The sequence below is a fragment of the Polaromonas sp. P1_F1 genome (genome assembly GCF_056405795.1).
Window position 1 is genome coordinate 124677 of the sequence record NZ_JBFUBJ010000001.1, and the last position, 17332, is coordinate 142008.

Here is a 17332-nt window from a genome sequence, read left to right on the forward strand (position 1 = left end):
ACCGCCGGTACTGCGGGAACGCCATTGAAAGCACGCCATGAACGCCCCTGAAACACTTCCGGGCACCCCACCCCGGCTCACCAGCCTGTCGCATGGCGGCGGTTGCGGCTGCAAGATTGCGCCTGGCGTGCTGAGTGAAATTCTCAAAAACTCCAGCAACCTCCCGATTCCGCCGCAGCTGCTGGTGGGCATTGAAACTGCCGACGACGCGGCTGTTTACCTGCTCAATGACGAGCAGGCTCTGATCGCGACGACCGATTTCTTCATGCCCATCGTCGATGATCCCTACGACTTCGGCCGCATCGCCGCCACCAATGCAATCAGTGACGTCTATGCCATGGGCGGCACGCCCATCATGGCGCTGGGGCTGGTGGGCATGCCCATCAATGTGCTGCCGCTGGAGACCATAGGCGCCATCTTGCGCGGCGGGCAGGACGTTTGCCGCGATGCGGGCATTCCGATTGCGGGAGGCCACACCATCGACTCGGTCGAGCCGATTTATGGCCTGGTGGTGCTGGGCCTGGTGCATCCATCGCGGGTCAAGAAAAATTCCGGAGCCCGGACTGGCGATGTGCTGGTGCTGGGCAAGCCGCTGGGCATCGGCATCCTGTCGGCGGCGCTGAAAAAAGAACAGCTGGATGCCGCAGGCTATGCCCGCATGATCGCGCTCACCACACAGCTCAACAAGCCGGGTATCGAGCTGGCGCGCATGGAAGGCGTGCATGCACTCACCGACATCACCGGCTTTGGCCTGGCAGGCCACGGCCTGGAACTGGCCCGCGGGGCCGACGTCCAGCTGCGTATCGACTGGCATCGCGTGCCGCTGGTCAGTGGCGCGCGCGAACTCGCGGCGCAAGGCTGTGTGACGGGCGCCTCGGGGCGAAACTGGGCCAGCTATGGAAATGAAGTGAGTTTGCCCGCCGCCTTTGCCGACGTAGACAAAGCCCTGCTCAGTGACCCGCAAACCTCCGGAGGCCTGCTGGTGTCCTGCAATGCAGACAGCGCCGCCGAGGTTCTGGCAATTTTCCACGCCCAGGGCTTTGCCGGGGCAGCGGTCATCGGGGAGGTCACCGCCGGCCATGGGCTGGCCGTACGCTGAAAAAACGCGCGAGAGTCTGGCACAAGCCGTAAAACCCTAGGGTAAACCCGGAAATTTTTTGTCAGTCTTTATTCAGTGCGGGAGCGGGCATCCGTCGTACCATTCATGCCTCGACGTACCCGGGTGGGTACTTTCTCATTCAAAAGAACTTATCGGAGACATCCCGTGCCCGCACTCCTCAAACTCGCACTGGCCTACGACTGGCTGACCACGCGACTTGGCAAGATCGCCGCCTGGACGGTGTTGCTCGCCGCGATGATTTCCGCCGGCAACGCCTTTGTGCGCTACGGCCTGGACATCAGTTCCAACGGCTGGCTTGAAATCCAGTGGTACCTGTTCGCCGCCACCGTGATGCTGGGCGCACCTGTGGTCCTCAAGCTCAACGAGCACGTGCGGGTCGACATCATTTACGGCAAGCTCAAGGGCAACGGGCCGGTGTATGTAGACATCTTCGGTCTGGCCATCTTTCTGCTGCCGGTGATGGGGCTGATGGCCTACCTGAGCTGGCCGCTGTTCATGAGCATGCTGCGCTCAGGTGAAGTCTCAGGCAATGCCGGTGGCCTGATCCGCTGGCCGGCGATGCTGCTGCTGCCGCTGGGCTTCGGTCTGATGTTCGTACAGGGCCTCTCGGAAATCATCAAGCGCATCTGCTATCTCCAGGGCAAATTCGAGATGGATACGCACTACGAAAAACCGGTTCAGTGATCCGTTTGCATCGCTCGTTCCCATAAAAATACTTTCAGGACTACCCCATGCAGATGGAAAATTTCGCCCCGATCATGTTCGCGGGCCTCGTGCTGATCATGCTGATCGGCTTTCCCGTCGCCTTCTCGCTGGCCGCCCTCGGGCTGGCCTCGGGCTTCCTTGCCATCGAGATGGGCTGGTTTCCCGCCAGCTTCATGTCCAACCTGCCGCTCAACATGTTCGGCATTTTGTCGAACGAGTTGCTGCTGGCGATTCCCTTCTTCACTTTCATGGGCGCCATCCTTGAAAAGTGCGGCCTGGCCGAAGACATGCTCGACTCCATGGGCCAGCTGTTCGGCCCGGCCAAGGGCGGCCTGGGCTACTCGGTCATCATCGTCGGCTTCATCCTGGGTGCCATTACCGGCACCGTAGCCGGCCAGGTGATCGCCATGGCGCTGATCTCGCTGCCCGTGATGATCCGCTACGGCTACAACATGCGCTACGCCACGGGTGTGCTGGCGGCCTCGGGCACCATTACGCAGCTGGTGCCGCCGTCACTCGTACTGATCGTGATGGCCGACCAGCTGGGCCGCTCCGTCGGTGACATGTACAAGGGCGCCTGGGGCCCCTCCATCCTGCAGGTGCTGATCTTCGCGGGCTACACCTTCATGCTCGGCGTGTTCAAGCCGCACCATGTTCCCGGTGTGCCCAAAACCGCACGCACGCTCAACGGCTGGGCGTTGTGGGCCAAATGCCTGCGCGGCATCATTCCCTCGGCCATCCTGATCTTCGCGGTGCTCGGCTCCATGGGCGGCCTGCCCGGTATCGACACCGCCATCGCCACGCCGACGGAAGCCGGCGCCATGGGTGTGGTGGGCGCACTGGTGCTGGCCGCCATGCACAAGCGACTGACCCCCGCGCTGATCTGGGAGGCCATGAGCGGCACGATGCGACTGACGGCCATGGTCGTCTTCATCCTGATCGGCGCGCGCGTCTTCTCGATGGTGTTCCAGGGCGTGGACGGTGCCAAGTGGGTCGAGCACATGCTCAGCGGCCTGCCGGGTGGCCAGACCGGCTTCCTGATCGCCGTCAACCTGTTCATCTTCTTCCTGGCCTTCTTCCTCGACTTCTTCGAGATCGCTTTCATCATCCTGCCGATGCTGGGCCCCGTCGCCGACAAGCTGGGCATCGACCTGATCTGGTTCGGCGTGCTGCTGTGCGTGAACATGCAGACCAGCTTCATGCACCCGCCCTTCGGCTTCGCACTGTTCTATTTGCGCGGCATCGCCGACACGCTGTTCAAGGAAGGGCGCATCCCCAAGCCGATCAAGTCCAATGACATCTACCTGGGCGCGATTCCCTGGGTGGCGATGCAGCTGATCCTTGTGGCGATCGTGATCTTCGTGCCGCAGACGGTAACGATCTTCCTCGACAAACCCGCGGTGATCGACCTGGACAAAGTCAAGATCGAAATCCCGGCCGACGAAAGCGCGACCCCACCCGCGGGCGCGGCCAGCGGTGCGACAGGCAGCGATCCACTGGCACCGCCGGCAGAACCGAATTCCGACGACGAACAGAAAAAGGTCGACGAACTGTTCAAGACCAAATAACCGATCGCAGCCTTCCAGGCCAGCGTCCAACGCCCCTTTCGCGAGGGGCGTTTTTATTGGCAGCCCATACTGTCAGTTTTTCCTTTCCAGACCGCGAGCACTCCATGGACCCCGTACCCGCCCCCAGCACCTATTTTGGCCCGCCACCCTTCAAGTTCACCCCAACAGGTGGGAGCATCTCGGGGCAGGCGTTTTCCGTGCCCTTCAAGGTGTTGGCGACCGCCATCGTGCTGGCGCTGGCCGCGGCTTTTGCCCAGGCCTGGCTGGCTGGGAGGGCCTCAGGCGCGGCTGCAGGCGGGGGGTGGTTCATCGCCGGGCTGCTGATGGTGGGCTACACCTGGTGGCACATCCTGCGCAGCGTCACGCGCCTCGACGAGCAAGGACTCTACCAGAGCTGGGTCTGGGACAAGCACATGGAGCTGCGCGAACTCGCCTACGGCAAGCTGATCCGCGTGCGCGGACTCGAATGGCTGATCGCGCCGCGTCTGTATGTGCGTACCTTGATGGGGAAGTTCGCGGTGTTCTACGCCGCCTCGCCCGAAATGGTCGCAGAATTCGAACGGCTGGTAAGCGAGTTGAAGACCTTTCGCAGCCAACGCTGAGGGCACGGCTCACTGCCGCCGGAAAGGCAGGCGAAAAAAACCGCGACATGTCGCGGTTTTTTATTTCCCGGGAAAACGGGGAACCACTGATTTCCCTTTCAAGCAGGGGCCGCGGAACCGGCTTCGCCGGGCCGCAGGCGCAGCGGCCCCCTCGGGGGGCAGCGCATTACACGAAGTCGAAGACGCAGTGAAAAGCGTGGGGGCTCATAAGGTGACACCCTGCATGTAAGTGTCGAAGCGCGACTCGGCGAAACGGAACCAGAGGATCTGGTCCTTCTGGAAAGCACGGTAATCGCTGTAGATCTTCTTCCAGTCAGGGTTCTTCTCGGCCAGCTCGGCATACAGATCCATTGAAGCCTTGAACGAGGCATCAAGCACGGGCTTGGGAAAGGGCAAGACCTTGGTCTTGGCGCCCACCAGCTGTTTCAGCGCGGTCGGGTTGCGCGCATCGTACTTGGCCTGCATGTCGATATGGGCGTGCGAAGCCGCGGCTTCAATGATGGCGCGGTATTCCGCGGGCAGGGCTTCCAGCGCCTTGTTGTTGATGAAGAAATCAACCTCAGGGCCGCCTTCCCACCAGCCGGGGTAGTAGTAAAACGGTGCCACCTTGTTGAAGCCCAGTTTCTGGTCGTCGTAAGGACCGACCCACTCGGCAGCATCCAGCGTGCCCTTTTCGAGGGCCTGGTAGATTTCGCCGCCGGGAAGGTTTTGCGGCACCACGCCGAGACGCTCCACCACCTTGCCTGCAAAGCCGCCGATACGGAACTTCAGGCCTTTCAGGTCGGCCACGGTCTTGATTTCCTTGCGGAACCAGCCGCCCATCTGGGTGCCGGTGTTGCCGCCAGGAAAGCTCACCAGGTTGTATTTGGCATAGAACTCATTCATGAGCTTGCGGCCGTTGCCTTCGTACATCCAGGCCGACATCTGGCGTGAGTTCATGCCGAATGGAATTGCTGCACCGATCGCAAAGGCTTCGTTCTTGCCGAAGTAGTAATACGGGACGGTGTGGCACATTTCCACGGAGCCCTGGCCAACGCCGTCGACCACACCAAAAGCAGGCATCAGTTCGCCGGCGGCATGGACGCTGATCTGGAATTTGCCGCCAGTCATTTCGCTGACCTTCTTGGCGAAAACTTCGGCACCGCCGTAAATGGTGTCAAGCGGCTTGGGGAAACTGGAAGCCAGGCGCCAGCGGATGGCGGCCTGGGCGTGAACAGCGGGTGCCACACCGGCGGCCAGTACACCGGCAATACCGGCGTTTTTGATAAGTGAACGACGATCCATTAAATGCTATCTCCTGAAGGGTGGTCGGGTTTGCGGTCCGAATGGACCTGCGGGCGCCCAGCTGGCAATCGACGGCCATGCAAGCCGCGCTTTTGAGCAAGAGGGCGGAGATCTATTTTGTCAGCATTTCACACCGCCTGCCCAACCCGTTTTTACAGATCGGGACAGACGTAAAAAAGCCGCCTGCAAAAGGCGGCTTTCGGGATGACGGATGGGCCGGGTTCAGAGTTTCTGGGCTTGCATGAAGCGGTCAAACGTGGCTTCCGTGAAACGGAACCACAGGTTCTGTTCGGCACGGAACTTGGAGTAGTCGGCGTAGATCTTCTTCCAGTTTTCGTTCCTTGTGCCGATCTCTTCGTAGAGCGCCATCGACTCCTTGAAAGCCGCGTTCATCACGTCCGCCGGGAAAGGCCGGAGCTTGGTACCCGCACCCACGAGCTGCTTGAGCGCACCTGGGTTCTTCGCGTCGTATTTGGCCTGCATGTCGCCGTGGGCCTGGGCCGCAGCCGCTTCCACAATCGCCTTGTTCTCGGGCGTGAGGGCGTCGAATGCCTTGTTGTTGATGAAGAAGTCCAGCTCGGGACCACCTTCCCACCAGCCGGGGTAGTAGTAAAAGGGGGCAACTTTGTTAAAGCCCAGCTTCAGGTCGTCGTAAGGTCCCACCCATTCGGCGGCATCAATCGTGCCTTTTTCGAGGGCCTGGTAAATCTCGCCGCCGGGAATGTTCTGCGGCACGCCACCTATGCGCTCAAGCACCTTGCCGGCGAAGCCGCCTATGCGCATCTTCAGGCCCTTGATGTCCTTGACGGACTTGATTTCCTTGCGGTACCAGCCACCCATCTGGGCGCCGGTATTGCCGCCCGGGAAGTTCACGATGTTGAACTTGGAATAGAACTCGCGCATCAGCTTCATGCCGTTGCCTTCGTACATCCAGGCACTCATCTGCCGGCTGTTCAGGCCGAAGGGAATGGCGCAACCCAGCGCAAAGCATTCGTCCTTGCCGAAGAAATAGTAGGGCGCCGTGTGGCAGGCCTCGATGGAGCCTTGTTGTACACCGTCGACCACACCGAAGGCCGGCATCAACTCACCGGCCGCATGCACCGAGATTTCGAACTTGCCGCCGGACATGGCCTTGACGGCCTTGGCAAATACTTCGGCGGCACCAAAAATCGTGTCAAGGGATTTGGGGAAGCTGGAGGCCAGGCGCCAACGAACGGCAGCCTGCGCATGAACAGCAGGTGCGACACCTGCGGCCAGCACACCGGCAATACCGGCATTTTTGATAAGTGAGCGACGATCCATAAAACTCTCTCCTGAAGTTATCGAATTTTGCGTTGATCTGCCAGATCGGTTCGGCCTGCTATAACAGTTGAATTGCATTGCCTTGATTGAATCGGCGGAGCATGGATACTTTGTCACTCTTTTGCATAAAAACACCCCGTTTTTACCCGTAGATCGCGCACAAAAAAGCCGCCTGGGCAGGCGGCTTTTTGACGAAAACGTTTCAGCGAGCGGCTTGCCAGTTGCAAGCCGCTCGCCCCTATCTGATCAAGATGATGGCTTTACAGCTTCTGGCTCTGCATGAAGCGGTCGAAGGTCGCCTCAGTAAAACGGAACCACAAGTTCTGGTCACCGCGGAATTTCGAATAGTCCGCATAGACCTTGCGCCAGTTTTCATTTTTGGCCGACAGCTCTTCATACAGCTTCATCGACTCCTTGAAAGCGGCGTTCATGACATCGGCAGGGAAAGGCCGGAGCTTGGCGCCAGCACCCACCAGCTGCTTCAGGGCCGTCGGATTCTTGGTGTCGTATTTGGCCTGCATGTCGACGTGTGCGGCGGCGCTGGCCGCTTCCACAATCGCCTTGTATTCGGGCGACAAAGCATCGTAGGCTTTCTGGTTGATGTACAGGTCCAGCTGCAGGCCGCCTTCCCACCAGCCGGGGTAGTAGTAGTTGGGTGCCACCTTGTTGAAGCCCAGCTTCTGGTCATCGTAGGGACCGATCCATTCGGCGGCATCGATGGTGCCTTTTTCCAGCGCCTGGTAAATCTCGCCGCCGGGAATGTTCTGCGGCACGCCACCCAGACGCTCGATGACCTTGCCGGCAAAACCGCCGACGCGGAATTTGAGGCCCTTCATGTCGGCAATGGACTTGATTTCCTTGCGGAACCAGCCACCCATTTGCGCGCCGGTATTGCCGCACGGAAAGCTGATCATGTTGTATTTGGCGTAGAACTCGCGCATCAGTTTCAAGCCGTTGCCCTCAAAGGTCCAGGCGCTCATCTGGCGGCTGTTCAGGCCAAAAGGAATGGCGCCGCCGATGGCAAAGGTTTCGTCCTTGCCGAAGAAATAGTAAGGCGCCGTATGGGCTGCCTCGATGGAGCCTTGCTGCACACCGTCGACCACACCAAACGCAGGCATCAGCTCGCCCGCAGCATGGACGGAGATCTCAAATTTGCCGCCTGAAATCGCCTTGACATGCTTGGCAAACGTTTCAGCACCTCCATAGATCGTGTCCAGCGATTTGGGGAAGCTGGATGCCAGGCGCCAGCGAACAGCGGCCTGTGCGTGAACAGCCGGCGCAACGCCTGCTGCCAAAACACCGGCAACGCCGGCGTGTTTGATGAGTGAACGACGATCCATCAGGTTGACTCCGAAAGGTAAAAATGAAAATTCCACTGGGCTCAGGCGCCAGTCAGACCGTTTTGCAGGTCTTTGGGAATTCTAAAAATGAGGGGGTCTCGACCCGGCCGGGTTTACCCTTGAAGAGCTGACAGGAAGCTGTCTATGTAGCCCCCACGGTCGCGCACTTCGTGTCGCTCCCTGCCCCCCGAGGGGGCCGCTGCGCCTGCGGTCCGGCAAAGCCGGTCCCGCGGCCCCTGCTTGAATGAAGAGCCTTCAGGGCTTAGCAGAATCAGTGGTCAGGCGACGGACTTGAGTGCCGGTTTGCCGGGCTTGCCGGATCCGAGCAATGCGGCAAAACGTGCCGTGATGGACGCTTCGATGCCGGTGGCATCGAGGCCTTGGAGGGCGAGCAGTTTTGCGGGATCGCCGTGTTCGATGAACTCGTCTTTCAGGCCCAAATGCAGCACCTGTTTCGCGATGCCTGCGGCCTGCAGGGCTTCACTGACTGCGCTGCCGGCACCGCCCATGATGGCTCCCTCTTCCACCGTCACCAGGGCTTGGTGGTTGGCTGCCACCTTGAGCAGCAGCTCGGTGTCCAGCGGTTTTGCCCAGCGCATGTTGACCACTGTGGCGCCTAGTTTTTCTGCGGCTTGCAGGGCCGGGTATAGCAAGGTGCCGAAAGCCAGGATGGCAACACCTGCGCCTTCGCGGCGGACTTCGCCCTTGCCAACGGGCAGCGCTTCCAGTCCGGTTCCCGGCTTGATGCCGGCGCCGGCGCCGCGCGGGTAGCGTACAGCCACCGGATGGTTTTGCTCGAAAGCCGAGCTCAGCAGCATGCGGCATTCATTTTCATCGGCGGGGCATGCCACACTCATGTTGGGAATGCAGCGCAGGTAAGGAATGTCATAGGCGCCCGCATGCGTGGCCCCGTCGGCGCCGACCAGGCCAGCGCGGTCCAGCGCAAACACGACAGGCAGGTTCTGCAGGGCCACATCGTGGATCAGCTGGTCGTAGCCGCGCTGCAGAAAGGTGGAGTAAATCGCGACCACGGGCTTGAGCCCTTCGCAGGCCATGCCCGCGGCAAACGTCACCGCATGCTGCTCGGCAATGCCGACGTCGTGGTAGCGCTCGGGAAAGCGCCTGTGGAACTCAACCATGCCCGAGCCCTCTCTCATGGCCGGTGTGATACCGACGAGCCGGCTGTCGTGCTCGGCCATGTCGCACAGCCACTGGCCGAACACCTGGGTGAAGGTCTGCTTGGCCGGTGCGGTGGACTTTTGCAGCCCCATGGCCGGATCGAACTTGCCGGGGCCGTGGTAGGCGATGGGGTCGGCTTCGGCGAGCTTGTAGCCTTGGCCTTTTTTGGTGACCACATGCAGGAACTGCGGGCCGCCCTTGGTGTCCATGAGGTGTTTGATGTTCTCCAGCGTGGGGACCAGCGACTCGAGATCGTGGCCGTCGATGGGGCCGATGTAATTGAAGCCGAAGTTTTCAAACAGCGTGGCAGGCACGACCATGCCCTTGGCGTGCGACTCCAGGCGTTTGGCCAGTTCCAGCAGCGGCGGTGCTACGCGCAGCACCTGCTTGCCCATGTGCCTGGCGGATGCATAAAAACGCCCGCTCATCAGCTGGGCCAGGTAACGGTTCAGCGCGCCCACCGGCGGGCTGATGCTCATGTCGTTGTCGTTGAGCACCACCAGCAGCTTGCAATGGTCATGCACGCCCGCATTGTTCAGGGCCTCGAAGGCCATGCCGGCGCTCATGGCACCGTCGCCAATGATGGCCACCGCATGGCGGTCTTCGCCTTTTTGCTGGGCGGCCAGCGCCATGCCCAGTGCGGCGGAAATCGAGGTCGATGAGTGGGCCGTGCCGAAGGTGTCGTAGGGGCTTTCGTCGCGGCGCGGAAAGCCCGACAGGCCGCCAAACTGCCGCAGGCTGTCCATGCGCTCGCGCCGGCCCGTGAGGATTTTGTGCGGATAGGTCTGATGGCCCACGTCCCACACCAGGCGGTCTTCGGGGGTGTTAAAGACGTAATGCAGGGCCACCGTCAGCTCCACCGTGCCCAGGTTCGAGCTCAGGTGGCCGCCGGTTTTTGAAACGCTGTCAAGCACGTAGGCACGCAGTTCGTCGGCCAGGGGTTTCAGGTCAACGCGGGGCAGGCTCCGCAGGTCGGCGGGGCTGTTGATGGTTTCAAGCAATGGGTACATCGTGGTGTCGCTGTTTATGGCAAGGCCGGTTTCCCGGTCCGCGGTATTCAATCCTGATGACGGCTTCAATGATGACGGTTCACAAGCATGTCCGCCAGTGCGCGCAGGGCATCGGTGTGGCCCAGCCCGCTGGCATCCAGGCTGCGCAGTGCCTTGCCCAGCAGCTGCTGCGCATAGGCTTTGGAGTCTTCCAGCCCCATCAGCGATACAAAGGTGGGTTTGTCCTGGGCGGCGTCCTTGCCGGCCGTCTTGCCCAGTGTGGCGGAGTCAGCGGTGACGTCGAGGATGTCGTCAACGACCTGGAAAGCCAGGCCGACGGCGGCGCCGTAATCGCGCAAGGCGTCTTGAGCGGCCGGTGTCGCAGCACCACAGGCCGCGCCCATCATCACGCTGGCCTGCAGCAGCGCACCGGTTTTGAGCCGGTGCATTTCATGCAGCTGGACGGACGTCAGCGGCATGCCCACGCTGGCAAGGTCAATGGCCTGGCCGCCGGCCATGCCCTGAAAACCGGCCGCCTGAGCCAGCATGCGGCACAGGCGCGCCTGTGTGGCCGCATCAACTGAATCGTCGGGCGGCGTGAGGAATTCAAATGCCAGCGCCTGCAGGGCGTCGCCGGCCAGCAGTGCCTGAGCCTGGCCGAACTTGACATGCACCGTGGGCTTGCCGCGGCGCAGCACATCGTTGTCCATGCAGGGCATGTCGTCGTGCACCAGCGAATAGGCGTGGATCAGCTCTACCGCGCAGGCAGCCCGCAGGGCGGCTTGCGCATTGCCCTGCACGGCCTCACAGGCCGCCATGACCAGCAACGGCCGCAGGCGTTTTCCACCGTCGAGCACGGCATAACGCATGGCGTCGCCCAAGCCCGCAGGCGCAGGCGCGTCGCTGGGGCAGGCAACCCAGCGCGACAAGGCGCTCTCGACATTGGCAAGCTGCCCGGCACTCCAGGCGCTCAAGGTAAACAAAGGCAGTTTTTCAGGGGCGTTCAATCGTGGGTCTCTTTTTTAGGGGGTGAAGGAATGTTCTGCCTGCAATGCGCCGGTTATTCCTGCACCCACGGCTTGAGTTCCGTGCCTTCCAGCACCTTGATCTGGGTTTCCACGGCCTCAAGCTTGTCCCTGCAGAACTTCAGCAGCTGCGCACCGCGCTGGTAGCCGGTAAGCAGTTGGTCCAGCGGCAGCTGCCCGGATTCCAGGCTGTCAACCAGCCCTTCAAGTTCCTGCAATGCGGCCTCATAGCTGGCGGGCAATGCCGGAACAACGGAAGCGGAGGCAGCAGCGGTGGACGAAGGACTTTTGGCCATGGTGATTTGGATGAAGGCTGATTTTAGGCCGTTGCAGGCAGTTTGCGATCCCGGCGCCCGGGGCTACGAATCCATACATCTCTATTATCCGGCGGCGGCGTGCGAAGACCCGCAAAAAGGCCTGCGCGGGTACAATTGATAACAGTTCTCGACAACAGCAGTGCCCCTGCTGCGGGATATCCGGCCTTGTTTTCTCCGTGGGCTGTCGCTCAGCCTGCCTACCCGCTTGTCAACAGCCTCCACCGCCTTGGCGCGGAGGCATGTTCACCGAAATTTGCATGTCTGATCTCAGCCTCCGTCTCCTGCAGGCCACCAGCCAGCTCCCCATTTCCAGCTACTTCGATGCGGGCTTGTACCAGCGGGAGCAGCAAAAGCTGTTTGCCCGCGGGCCGCGCTACCTGGGCCATGAACTGGCCGTGCCCCACCTGGGCGACTATTACGCCCTGCCGCATGAGGGCGAAGGGCGGGCGCTGGTGCGCAACGCCTCAGGCATCGAGCTGATCTCCAACGTCTGCCGGCATCGCCAATCCACCATGTTGCAGGGCCGCGGCAATACCGGCAGCAACATCGTCTGCCCGCTGCACCGCTGGACCTACAACACCTCGGGCGAACTCATAGGCGCGCCGCACTTCGAGATCGACCCCTGCCTGAACCTGAACCGCTACAAGACCACGACCTGGAATGGCCTGGTGTTCGAGGACACCGGCCGCGACGTGGCGGCCGAGATGTCGCAGCTGGCCACCTACGCCGACCTCGACTTTTCAGGCTACCAGCTCGACAAGGTGCACCTGCACGAGTGCAACTACAACTGGAAGACCTTCATCGAGGTCTACCTGGAGGACTACCACGTCGGCCCCTTCCACCCCGGCCTGGGCGGCTTCGTCACCACCGACGACCTGCGCTGGCAACTTGAGCCTGACTACTCCGTGCAGACCGTGGGCGTGTCGGACAAGCTGGGCAAGCCTGGCACCGACACCTACAAGAAATGGCATGACGTGGTGCTGCAGTACCGCAAGGGAGTGCCGCCCAAATACGGCGCCATCTGGCTCACCTACTACCCGCACGTGATGGTTGAGTGGTACCCGCATGTGCTGGTGGTCAGCACGCTGCATCCACAGGGCCCCGACAAGACGCTCAACGTGGTCGAGTTTTTTTACCCCGAAGAAATCTGCGCCTTCGAGCGTGAATTCATCGAAGCTCAGCAAGCCGCCTACATGGAAACCTGCGTGGAAGACGATGAGATCGCCCTGCGCATGGACGCCGGCCGCAAGGCCTTGATGGTTCGCGGTGACAACGAGTTCGGGCCTTACCAAAGCCCCATGGAAGACGGCATGCAGCACTTTCACGAGTGGTACCGCCGCGAAATGGGCGCCAGCAAAACCACGCAGATGATCTGACGGCACCGGAACTGCTATTTATTTGATAGCTGTTTTCGCACAGCCATTGCGGATCCCAGCCTCTTTTACCACTCATAACTCCTTCTCCTGAAAATCGATGCAAGCCGTCTGGATGATTCTTTCCTCCTTCCTGTTTGCCACGATGGGGGTCTGCGTCAAGTACGCGTCAGAACACTTCAACAGCGCCGAACTGGTGTTCTACCGCGGCACCCTGGGCATCGTCTTCATGGCCGCCTACGCCCGCGCGCGCGGCATCACCCTGGCCACCCGCTACCCGTCCATGCATGCCTGGCGCAGCGTGATTGGCGTGATGTCGCTGTCAGCCTGGTTTTATGCGATTGCCCATCTGCCGCTGGCGACCGCCATGACGCTCAACTACATGAGCAGCGTGTGGATTGCGGCCTTCCTGGTCGGCGGTGCGCTGATGCTGGGCAAGGCCGGCCAGAAAGGGCCCAGCCAGGGGCCTCTGGTCATGGCCATCCTGGCAAGCTTTGCCGGCGTCGTCATGCTGCTGCGCCCCGCCATCGACCAGAACCAGACCTTTGCCGGGCTGGTGGGCCTGATGTCCGGCCTGGGTGCTGCCTTTGCCTACATGCAGGTGATGGCGATTTCGCGCATGGGCGAGCCCGAAACGCGCACCGTGTTTTATTTTGCCGTGGGCACGGCGGTTGCCGGCGCGCTCGGCATGTGCGTCATGGGCATCACACCCTGGAACTGGGAACACGCGCTGTGGCTGCCGCCTATCGGCATCCTGGCTTCACTGGGCCAGCTGTCCATGACCAAGGCTTATTCCATGTCTGAAAACCATGGCGGCACGCTGATGGTGGCCAACCTGCAGTACTCGGGCATTGTGTTCGCGGCTATCTACAGCCTGATCCTGTTTGGCGACAATATCCCCCTGATCGGCTGGGCCGGCATGGGCCTCATCATCGTCAGCGCGATTGCCGCAACTGTTTTGCGCGCCCGCGCTGCGCCGAATGCCCCGGCTGAAGAGCATTAAGGAGTTTTCCATGAGCTACACCACCCTGATTTCCGCCGAACAACTGCAAGCCCTGATCGCATCGGCCAAGCCCCTGCGTATCTTCGACTGCACCTTCGACCTGATGAAGCCCAACGCCGGCCAGGAGCAGTACCTCGCCTCGCACCTTCCCGGCGCCGTGTATGCCAACCTGGACACCGCATTGAGTGCCAAGCACGGCGTGGCGGGCGCCCATGGCGTGATCACGGCCAGCGGCGCTGATACACCCGCGTCGGGCGGACGCCACCCACTGCCCAACCGCGAGAAGTTCGCCACCTGGCTTTCCAGCGTCGGCTTTGCCAACAACATGCAGGCGGTGGTGTATGACCGCAACGGCGCCAACTACTGCGGGCGCCTGTGGTGGATGCTCAAATGGGCCGGTCATGAAAACGTGGCGGTGCTCGACGGTGGGCTGCAAGCATGGCAGGCCGCCAGCGGCGCCGTCAACAGCGGCGAAGAACCTGCGCATTTCCAGGCCAGCTTCCTCCTGGCGCCGGAAAAAGCCACATTGGTATCGGCCCAGACCGTGGCGAGCCAGTTGGGCCGCCCGGCACAAACACTGGTTGATGCACGCGCCACGCCACGCTTCAAGGGCGAGGTGGAGCCGCTGGATCCGGTGGCCGGCCACATCCCCGGCGCATTGAACCGCCCCTTCGGCCAGAACCTGGGGCCCGACGGAAAGTTCAAGCCGGCAGTCCAGCTCAAGGCCGAGTTTGAAACCTTGCTGGCCGGCCGCGACCCGGCCACCGTGGTACACCATTGCGGCAGCGGCGTCAGCGCCGTTCCCAACATCATTGCCATGGAGTTGGCCGGCCTCGGAAGAAGCGGGCTCTACGCCGGCAGCTGGAGCGACTGGTGCAGCGACCCAGCGCATCCGGTCGCACAGGGCTGAGGCCGCCCCGCTTCGCGGCGCCGCCAGAAACACAAAAACCTGCATGCTTTCCGGCATGCAGGTTTTTCTTCTTGTTGAGGCGGCCGCGCAGGACCCGCTCAAAAAGTGCCGGTCAATGCCGGATTTTCAGGTCCGATTACTTGGCCGGAGCGCTGGCTGCCGTACCAGGCGTCGCTGCGTCACCTGTCATCGGAGACGTGCTGGTTCCCATTGGGGTGCTACCGGTTGTGGACGTACCCATCGAAGAGCTGCTGCCTGTTGGGGATGGCGTGGTCGACGGCGAAGGTGTGGTCGAGGGTGAAGCGGCAGGTGTCGAAGGCGACGCGCCGGTGTCTTCCACCTTTTTGCCACAGGCTCCCAGTGCCAGCAAAGCGGCCAGGGCAACGGCGGTAAGGGCAGCAGGTTTGAATTTGGATGCGTGCATGTCGGTTTCCTTTTTTGAAGATGAAATGGCTGAACGGTGAGTGGCTGAACGTCAGCCGGAATTCAATTTAGCCCGCTACATCGGGCTTACCCCATGAGACGGTGTCCCACAGGGCTGTAAGCGTTTTTCGCCTGATGCGCACACAGAGGCGCCTGCATCAGCAGGCGCGCGCGTGGCCGGACAGGCGGATGCGCTTGTGCGGATTGTCCAGGCGTGACCCCGACGAAGGGCCGGCACCGCGACTGCTCCGCGAGCCGTTGTCCGGCCGGTCACCCAGGCGTCCTTTCGAAGGGCTGGGTTCGGGCCTGTGGGAGTGAAGTGTCTCTGCGGCGGTTTTCATGACGGTCTCCTTGAAGGTCACCTTTGCTTGCGGCAGAAAGCAGCAGCGAGGTGCAGACTGTTGAGTGGGATTGGGGGGTGGTTTGCGGCGCTTGCACACCTGCTACGCACCTGTGCCTGCCTTATTCACTGTAGGCATCGTTGCGGCCGGGGAATGTAGGCAATGCCTGTGGATTGCGTAGGAACAAGCCTACAAACCCTCTTTTTTTGTCTTTTTGCCCTTCCTGCGGACGCCAGTGTTCAAGTCCTCCCGCTGGAAAAGAAGGCGGATGCAGCTCAGGACCGCCCCCCGAAAATCTTCAAGGACTCAAGAAAAAATGGCCTTCCAGCCTTATTGAACAAGCGCAAACAGCTATCAAATCAATAGCAACTACGACCATTCAGCCGGTATCGGCAGTCACCAGCTGGACAGGCGAGCGCACGTGCTCAGGCCGCACGCCCACGCCGACCGCATAGGCCGGCAGCGCCTGCAGCAAGGGCCAGCGCCGCATCAGCTTCAGCGGCCAGGGCAGCGCCATGGGCGGGCCGTCGCGCCCCCGCGCCGCCAGTACCGGGCTGAGCAGGCGGTTCTGGATGGCGACCTGCACCGCCTGCGTGACGCGTGTGGGAAACAACCGGCGTTTTTGTACCTGCGCCAGCAAGGGCGTCAGCGCGGCCCGGTCCACCTGCGGACTTGCGAGGGGAGCAGCCAGAATGTTGGCCGCCGCCACGGCATCCTGTACCGCCAGGTTGATGCCCACGCCGCCCACAGGCGACATGGCATGTGCAGCGTCGCCGATGCACAGCAGGCCGGGCTTGTACCAGTGCTCCAGCCGGTCGACCGTGACACTCAGCAGCTTGATGTCGTCCCAACTGGCCAGGGTGGCGATACGGTCGGCAAAGAGCGGCGCCACCTTCACCACGTCTGTGCGGAAAGCCTCCAGCCCCTCTGAGCGAACAGCCTCGATGCCGCCCTTGGGAATCACATAGGCGCACTGCCAATAAGTACGGCGGTCAATCATGGCCAGGAAAATGCCGTTGGTAATGCGCCCGCCCGTCGTGGAAGGATCGCCCGGCATCTTGGGCAGGCGCATCCACAGCACATCGATAGGCGCGCCCAGATCGCGCACGACCAGCCCGGCCGAACTGCGCACCGTGGACCGCCTGCCATCGGCCCCGATCACGAGGTCCGCCATCACCTGCAGGGCGCCCTCGGGTGTGGCGACCTCCACGCCCGTCACCACGCCATCTTGCTGGATCACGCCGGTCACTCCGGCGTTCTGGATCAGGCGAAAACCGGGATACAGCTCCGCCTCATCGCGCACAAAATCCAGAAACTCCCATTGGGGCATCATCGCGATGAATTTGCAGCGCAGGCGCAAATGCCTGAAGCTGGCCAGCACGAGTTCGGTGTTGCCGACCACGGCGCGCAACTCACTCACTTCATCGTGCGGGCGCGCCAGGAACTTCTCCAGCAGGCCCAGTTCGTGAATCACTTCGAGAGTGGATGGATGCACGGTGTCGCCGCGAAAGTCACGCAGGAAATCGGCGTGCTTTTCCAGCACAAGCACCTGCACCCCGGCGCGTGCCAGCAAAAGGCCCAGCATCATGCCGGCCGGGCCGCCGCCGGCGATGCAGCAGCGGACATTCATTACGTCGGCCATGGTGTCTCCCCGGGGATGAAAATCCTCCGACCATATCCAGGCTTGATGGCCCTTGCAAGCTCCAGGCGGGGCAACCACCGCCCAGACCCGTCAACATCTCTTGCGGAGCTGTTTTCGCCTATTTCAGCGTCATTGGCATGGGAGTGGTCTGTACTTCGCCCGGGTCCGGCGGGGTGTCCAGGGGCGGCAGGGGCTCGGGTGGCGGAACG

General features: G+C 61.7%; 16 protein-coding genes. 8 read left to right on the forward strand and 8 right to left on the reverse strand.

The annotated features are described in order from the left end of the window. Window positions 1–37 precede the first annotated feature (37 nt). The 4 genes from selD (at window position 38) to AC1DZE_RS00685 (ending at window position 3995) form a co-directional block, all read left to right on the forward strand. Complete coding sequence (gene selD, locus AC1DZE_RS00670; RefSeq protein ID WP_477671924.1) at window positions 38–1099, forward strand: selenide, water dikinase SelD; 1062 nt, start codon at window positions 38–40, stop codon at window positions 1097–1099. Window positions 1100–1264: 165 nt separating this feature from the next. After that, complete coding sequence (locus AC1DZE_RS00675) at window positions 1265–1804, forward strand: TRAP transporter small permease subunit (protein ID WP_477671925.1); 540 nt, start codon at window positions 1265–1267, stop codon at window positions 1802–1804. A 47-nt stretch (window positions 1805–1851) separates the two neighbouring features. Further along, window positions 1852–3393, forward strand: coding sequence for a TRAP transporter large permease (locus tag AC1DZE_RS00680; RefSeq protein WP_477667985.1), 1542 nt, complete (start codon window positions 1852–1854; stop codon window positions 3391–3393). A gap of 104 nt (window positions 3394–3497) precedes the next feature. Continuing rightward, the gene (locus AC1DZE_RS00685) at window positions 3498–3995 is read left to right on the forward strand and encodes a hypothetical protein (RefSeq protein ID WP_477667986.1); all 498 of its coding nucleotides are present in this window, start codon (window positions 3498–3500) and stop codon (window positions 3993–3995) included. Between the two features lie 204 nt (window positions 3996–4199). Here AC1DZE_RS00685 and AC1DZE_RS00690 read toward each other — a convergent pair whose 3' ends face one another. From AC1DZE_RS00690 to AC1DZE_RS00715, 6 genes are all read right to left on the reverse strand, one after another. Beyond that, window positions 4200–5279: a TRAP transporter substrate-binding protein gene (locus AC1DZE_RS00690; RefSeq protein WP_477667987.1), complete on the reverse strand. Its 1080-nt coding sequence runs from the start codon at window positions 5277–5279 to the stop codon at window positions 4200–4202. 222 nt (window positions 5280–5501) lie between these two features. Further along, window positions 5502–6581, reverse strand: a complete 1080-nt coding sequence (locus AC1DZE_RS00695; protein ID WP_477667988.1) for a TRAP transporter substrate-binding protein — start codon at window positions 6579–6581, stop codon at window positions 5502–5504. A 260-nt stretch (window positions 6582–6841) separates the two neighbouring features. Beyond that, the gene (locus tag AC1DZE_RS00700) at window positions 6842–7921 is read right to left on the reverse strand and encodes a TRAP transporter substrate-binding protein (RefSeq protein ID WP_457280015.1); all 1080 of its coding nucleotides are present in this window, start codon (window positions 7919–7921) and stop codon (window positions 6842–6844) included. Between the two features lie 278 nt (window positions 7922–8199). Further along, window positions 8200–10110: a 1-deoxy-D-xylulose-5-phosphate synthase gene (gene dxs, locus AC1DZE_RS00705; RefSeq protein WP_477699677.1), complete on the reverse strand. Its 1911-nt coding sequence runs from the start codon at window positions 10108–10110 to the stop codon at window positions 8200–8202. A gap of 65 nt (window positions 10111–10175) precedes the next feature. Continuing rightward, window positions 10176–11096, reverse strand: a complete 921-nt coding sequence (locus AC1DZE_RS00710) for a polyprenyl synthetase family protein (RefSeq protein ID WP_477667990.1) — start codon at window positions 11094–11096, stop codon at window positions 10176–10178. Window positions 11097–11149: 53 nt separating this feature from the next. Next, window positions 11150–11410: an exodeoxyribonuclease VII small subunit gene (locus AC1DZE_RS00715; RefSeq protein WP_477667991.1), complete on the reverse strand. Its 261-nt coding sequence runs from the start codon at window positions 11408–11410 to the stop codon at window positions 11150–11152. Window positions 11411–11688: 278 nt separating this feature from the next. Between AC1DZE_RS00715 and AC1DZE_RS00720 the strand changes: the two genes are divergently transcribed. From AC1DZE_RS00720 to AC1DZE_RS00735, 4 genes are all read left to right on the forward strand, one after another. Further along, complete coding sequence (locus AC1DZE_RS00720; RefSeq protein WP_477667992.1) at window positions 11689–12807, forward strand: aromatic ring-hydroxylating oxygenase subunit alpha; 1119 nt, start codon at window positions 11689–11691, stop codon at window positions 12805–12807. 97 nt (window positions 12808–12904) lie between these two features. Next, window positions 12905–13807, forward strand: a complete 903-nt coding sequence (locus tag AC1DZE_RS00725) for a DMT family transporter (RefSeq protein WP_477667993.1) — start codon at window positions 12905–12907, stop codon at window positions 13805–13807. 10 nt (window positions 13808–13817) lie between these two features. Continuing rightward, window positions 13818–14717: a sulfurtransferase gene (locus AC1DZE_RS00730; RefSeq protein WP_477667994.1), complete on the forward strand. Its 900-nt coding sequence runs from the start codon at window positions 13818–13820 to the stop codon at window positions 14715–14717. A 197-nt stretch (window positions 14718–14914) separates the two neighbouring features. After that, entirely contained in the window at window positions 14915–15181 is a 267-nt protein-coding gene (locus tag AC1DZE_RS00735) for a hypothetical protein (RefSeq protein WP_477667995.1), read from the forward strand. 117 nt (window positions 15182–15298) lie between these two features. On the opposite strand, the gene AC1DZE_RS00740 is transcribed toward AC1DZE_RS00735, so the two are convergent. After that, window positions 15299–15481 (reverse strand): hypothetical protein, encoded by a 183-nt coding sequence (locus AC1DZE_RS00740; protein ID WP_477673444.1) that lies wholly within the window; start codon window positions 15479–15481, stop codon window positions 15299–15301. A gap of 379 nt (window positions 15482–15860) precedes the next feature. Then, window positions 15861–17123, reverse strand: a complete 1263-nt coding sequence (locus tag AC1DZE_RS00745) for an FAD-dependent oxidoreductase (protein WP_477667997.1) — start codon at window positions 17121–17123, stop codon at window positions 15861–15863. Window positions 17124–17332 lie beyond the last annotated feature (209 nt).